Annotated in this window: 3 protein-coding genes; 2 read left to right on the forward strand and 1 reads right to left on the reverse strand. The window is 30.6% G+C overall.

Annotated elements, in window-relative coordinates:
* Positions 1-814, forward strand: an 814-nt coding sequence (locus ACI9TV_RS15575) for a response regulator (RefSeq protein WP_415251740.1), incomplete at its 5' end; no start/stop codon positions are given.
* Here the strand turns inward: ACI9TV_RS15575 and dnaJ are convergent.
* Complete coding sequence (gene dnaJ, locus ACI9TV_RS15580; protein WP_415251741.1) at positions 807-1,931, reverse strand: molecular chaperone DnaJ; 1,125 nt, start codon at positions 1,929-1,931, stop codon at positions 807-809. The genes ACI9TV_RS15575 and dnaJ overlap by 8 nt on opposite strands.
* Positions 1,932-2,173: 242 nt before the next feature.
* On the opposite strand from dnaJ, the gene ACI9TV_RS15585 reads away from it, so the two are divergent.
* On the forward strand, positions 2,174-6,135 hold a 3,962-nt coding region (locus tag ACI9TV_RS15585), incomplete at its 3' end, for an AAA family ATPase (RefSeq protein ID WP_415251742.1).

A 6,135-nucleotide genomic window follows, 5' to 3' on the forward strand; every position in this document is an offset into this window, starting at 1 on the left:
AAGAGAATACCGTTTGCCATCAAAGGAATTAATGAATAAAAAAGTTTTAGTACTTGATTCAAGACCTTTATCTCTTAATGCAATTAAACATATGTTAGAGTATTTTCATTATACTGTGACAAATATTGCAACACTAGATCAAGCATACAATAATTTACAAGAGCATGATTTTGATATCTTTTTTATTGATGAAGAACTTTTTAAGTTATCTAAAATAGATGAGTTAAGTCTAGTAAGTTTACCAAACATTGTGATTATGGAAGATTGGATAGATAGTCTTAAAAGAGATGAGCTCAAGGATAGCAGCGGACACAAGTATTTAAAAAGACCCTATACGCAACAGATGCTTTTTGAAAAAATATTAAGTATATATAATTATGAAATTGCAGATGAGCACAATAGAAATAAATCATATACTAAAGCAGACCTGGAAAAACTTCCTCAACACAAAGTCTTATTGGCGGAAGATAACTATATTAATCAAGCAGTAATTAAAGGTCTCTTAGATGGTATGAGCATAGATGTAGTATGTGCTAATGATGGTAAAGAAGCACTTGGGGAGTTATATAAATCAAGCTATGCGTATAAATTAATCTTGATGGATATTAGTATGCCTAATTTAAATGGTTACAAAGCGACTCAAAAGATTCGAAATAACTCGAAATACAATGATGTAGTTATTGTGGCTTTAACAGGAGATACTAGTTCTGAAGATATTAAAAAAGCACAAGATGTTGGTATGCAAGGTTATCTTACGAAACCCATAGAGATTGAAAAATTCTATGAGGTTCTAGTTCGATATCTTTCTACTTAAACCAACCCTTCATTTTATCGATAGCAGAATCAAGTACATTTTCATGTGGCTTAGATTCTTTTGCACCAAAAGAGTCCTCAAGTTGAGCAAGTAGTTCTTTTTGCTCTTTATTGAGCTTTTTAGGATAGGTAATATTTACTTGAGCGATAAGGTTACCTTTGCCATGTCCATGAACATCTGCAATTCCTTCACCTCTAAATGTAAAGTGTTGTTTATCTGTTGTACCCACACTCAGTTTTAACTCTAGTTCACCAGTTAATGATGGAATAGTAACGCTATCTCCAGCTACAGCTTGTGTAAAGAAAACAGGAATAGCGATATAAACATCATTTCCTTCTCTTTGGAAGTGTTTGTCAGCTTGAACCGTGAAAGTAACATAAAGATCACCACGTGTACCACGTTTACCAATGTTACCTTTTCCTGAAACACGTAAACGGTTGTCAGTATCAATTCCTGCAGGAACTTTGATACTCACTTTTTCGCGAGTACCTTCATATCCCTTACCCTTACATGATTTACAAGAATCAGCTGGAGCAGAACCTGCACCATTACATACTGGACATGTCTGAGAAAAAGTCATGAAACCTTGTTTCATATACACTTGACCTTGTCCTTTACACTGTTTACAAGTGGAAAGTTTTCCATCTTTTGCACCAGTTCCTTTACAAGGTTTACAAGCATTTTTATATTGAAATTCAACTTCTTTTTCGCAGCCAAATACTGCTTCATGAAAAGAAACACGTATGTCTACATTCATGTCAAGTTGGTATTTTTCCATATCTTCTGGATTTTGGCGACGACGAGAGTTTCCTCCTCCTCCGCTGAACATATCTTCAAACATAGAACCTAAGTCATCAAATCCACTGCTTGAACGACGTCCACCACCACCTTGCTGTAGACCTTCTTTACCATAACGGTCATAAACACTTTTTTGTTGGTCATCACTTAGGCATTGATATGCTTCGTTACAAAGTTTAAACTTATGTTCTGCATCTGCATCACCCTGATTTTTATCAGGATGGTACTTTTTAGCCATTGTTCTATAGGCTTTTTTTATAGTTGTTTTGTCTGCACTTTTTGAGACTTCTAATATTTCGTAATAACTTAATTCTTCCATTATTAAACATTTTCCTAGAAATTTTTTTTGCAATTATACCCTTATATGATTAAGATTAAGTAACGGGAGTATTGTATGGTCTATTTAAAGATAAAAATAAGTTATATTCTTTTACATGGTTAAGTTATTACTTGATGAACTATAAATAAAAGTAGAAAATTATGTTCCTTTTTTTAATAAAGTCTATATTTTGCTATAATATATTTAATTTGTACACATATTGTGGGAAACAAGGTTCATATTTGAAAAATCTAGAATATAGATTAGAGTCTATCGAAAGTAGATTATATATATTGAAAGAATATTTTGACGGACTTAATCTAAATTCTTATATTGACCAGAAAGAAATACAATTAAATAATTTTTTAATTATTGCTATTGAAATAACAAATGCACTATCTGTTTTACATAAACAAAATAAAATTCATGCTAACCTTTCTCCAAATTGTATATTTATTGATACAAGGAACCATCAAATTATGTTGACAGGACTTTCTGTAGATGATGGTAATCAACTTTTTAAAGATATGGCATACAGAGCACCAGAACAAAGCAATAGGGTAGGCTATAAAGTTAGTAATAATACTGATATATATTCGCTTGGAACTATCTTTTACAAGATGTTAAGTGGGCACTTACCTTTTGATAATACAGATGAGATAGGTCTATTACATAGTCAGGTAGCTAAAGAAGCACCTCCTCTTTTAGATATTTTACCTGAGTTACCTCTTGTTGTATCTAATATAATCTCAAAAATGCTACATAAAGACCCAACTAAAAGGTATTATGATCTATCTTCTTTACAAAATGACTTAAAAATTTGTTTAAAATCAATCAAAAGAGAAAAAAAAGTTTTAAACTTTGAAATAGACAATATTGGAAGAATATCTCAATTTAACCCGGGAAATACTCTTTTTGGAGTTGATAATCAAAAGTTAGAAATAAAAAATCTACTTTCAAATATGGACTTTAAGAGTACTACTTTACTTAGTGTTATTGGTGTATCAGGAGTTGGAAAATCTGCTATTTCCAAATATGCATTAAAGCAAACAAACGATAGGTTTGGATATATCTTAGAAAATAAATTTGAGCAATATAAAAACTACTCATCATATGAAATTTTATACCCTTCTTTGCAAAATCTGATTAAACAGATTTTATCTGAAGATGAGTCAGTTTTATCGAGATATAGAAATAAAATAACTGAAGCACTTGGAGAACATGCCAATATTATTATAGACATTGTTCCTGAACTTAAAATTATAATCGGGGAACAGCCATCGGTTGAAATTTTGTCAGCACAAGATACAAAGGTAAGGTTAGACAGACTATTGATTAACTTTTTAAAAGTATTTTCAATTGATAAGCCATTGTGTATTTTCTTCGAAGACTTGCAATGGGCTGACAACGCTACAATTTCACTACTTAAAACAGCACTTCATGATATATCTAATTTACTAGTTATTATCACATACAGAGATAATGAGATTAATGAAAAAGATTCTTTGAATATCATGTTAAAAGAGTTAGAGCACTATGAAATTAATACGAAAGAGATAAAGCTTGTAAATATGAATAAAAGCTCAATTCATGAACTTCTATCCCAATGTATTAATAAAGATATAGCAAATAAAATATCAGGCATTATTTTTTATAAGACCAATGGTAATAGTTTTTTTGTAGTGCAATACATTAAACGATTGATAGAAGAACATGCAATTTGGTTTGATAATGAAGAAATATCTTGGCAGTGTGATATTGAAAAAATAAAAAAACTACCTATTAGCGATAATGTGCTTGATCTTCTAGTTTCACGAGCTAAAGGTATGTCTGAAAATGTGCAAAACTTACTTAAAATTGCATCTTGCATAGGGAGTAAATTTAGTGAAAAAGAACTAAAGCTTATATATAATAATGATGCTGAGTTTTATGCTTCATTAGATATAGCAATAGAAGAAGAATGGTTAGTTGAAGAGACTTATAATAATCAAAAGTATTATTCTTTTATTCATGACAAAATGCAAGAAACCTCTTATTCAACCCTGGGTAAAGATGAAAAGAAAAAGATTCATTTAGACATAGGAATGTACTTATTTAATAAACAGAGTAGCTTAGATGGGGAGAATCTCCTTTTGTGTATAAATCACCTAGATCAAGCTTTTTCCTTGATAACTTCTGCAGATATTTTATTGGTAATTGCTAAACTTTATTTTGTAACTTCATTGCAAGTAAAAAGTACCGGTGACTTTACTATGGCTCTTTATAATGTCAAACGAGCAATGACATTAATGCCTCAGCTTTTAGAAGACTATTCAGAAAGTTTAATATATAAAGAACGAGCAGAGTGTGAACATTTATGCAATAATAAAGAAAAAGCCATTAAATACTACAATCTAGCTATCAATTCAAGCAACGAAGCATTAGAAAAAGCCTATATCTATGAGCTAATGATTAAGTTCTATACTGATATCTCAGAGTTTGAAGAAGCCTATAACATAGGAAGAATTGCTGCTAATCTTTTCAATATAAATCTCCCCTCAGGCTTTATAGCACCTTTATTTATCCTGGATTTCATAAAGTTAAAATTCAAACTAAAAAACTATAAGGTAGCTCAATTATTAGATCTTCCAGAAGCCAGTGATGCAAGTATAAATATGCTTATACGTATACTATCCGCGATGTTAAAAGCTGCATATCAAATAAAGCCAGAACTATGTGTTGCTATATCCTTGAAGCTAGTCACACTATGTTTGAAACATGGAAATACAAGAGAAGCTGTTGTAGGCTATATGGTCTTTGGTGTTATATTTCAAGGAGCTGTATTGGGCAATCATACATTAGGTTACAAATATGCCCAATTAGCACTTAATATGATAAATAAACATAAAAATACTATTCAACAAGCAGAAGTTGAATTTGTTTGTAATTATTTTTCTAATTCATGGGTGAATTCTTCCAAAAATAGTGAAGAAAATTGGTATAAAGCATATAGGCATGGACTTGAAGTTGGTGATTGGTTTCATTCAGGATGTGCTGCTGCCGGGATAGTTGAGAGTATGTTTATACGTGGTAGAAATTTTGAAGAAATTTTAAAAGTGATTACTTCTTTTGAAAGTACTTTAAATCGTATTGGGGCTAGTGAACAATTAGGTGCGATAATAAGTGTTAAACAAACAATAAGCAATTTAAAGGGACTTACAGATTCTATATCATCATATAATGATGATAGCTTCAAAGAAGAACAATATGTAGATGATTTAAATGACTATGGATCTCGTCATTTTGCACATTACTATTTTATTAACAAGATGATTTCACTATATATTCGTAAAGAGTACGAAAAGGCATTTGAAATAAGCATATTGAGTAAAAAGTATATGAGTGATTCCAAAGGTATGCTCCATAGTACAGAACACGAGTTTTACAATGCTCTTATATTAGCAAGACTGTTTAAGCAATCAAGTGTATTCAATCGCTTAAAATATAAATATGAAATTCATAAAACTATCAAGTTGTTTAAAAAATATTCCAAAGGTTGTAAAGAAAATTTCCTAGCAAGAACAAAAATCTTAGAAGGTGAATATTTTTGTATAAACAAAAATTTCATAAAGGCTTTTGAATGCTATGAAATTGCTATAGAATCAGCTGATGTATCTGGGTTTTCTCATATTCAAGCGATAGCAAATATGTTAATAGCTGACATGTACCTATCTGCAGGACAAACAAAAGCATCTATAATTTTTGAAGATGAATCTAGAAGATGTTTTAATAGCTGGGGTGTAAATTGCAATTCATCTACATTAAATATTCGTGAAAATAAAGTTTCGAGTAGTTTAGATGTTGAAACATTAATGAAGTCTACTGAAGTCATTTCAAAAGAACAAAAACTACCAAATTTATTACAAACTTTGATAAGGATTGTCATAGAAAATGCCGGTGCACAATATGGAATATTATTATTAGAAGAAGAGGGGCAATTATTTGTTCAAGCAGAAGGTTCCATTGATAGTGAAACAGTAATGCAAAATATACCTTATAAAGATGCTCAAAAGATTGTTCACTCTATTGTAAATTATGTTCAGCGAACAAAAGAGGCTTTACTTTTAGATAATGCGTCGGAAAGTTCAATTTTTAAAGATGATACAGATATTTTAAAGCGAAAAGTAAAATCCGTTTTGTGTATACCATTACAATTTCAGGGTAA

The organism is Sulfurimonas sp., from assembly GCF_047622445.1.
Classification (GTDB): Bacteria; Campylobacterota; Campylobacteria; order Campylobacterales; family Sulfurimonadaceae; genus Sulfurimonas.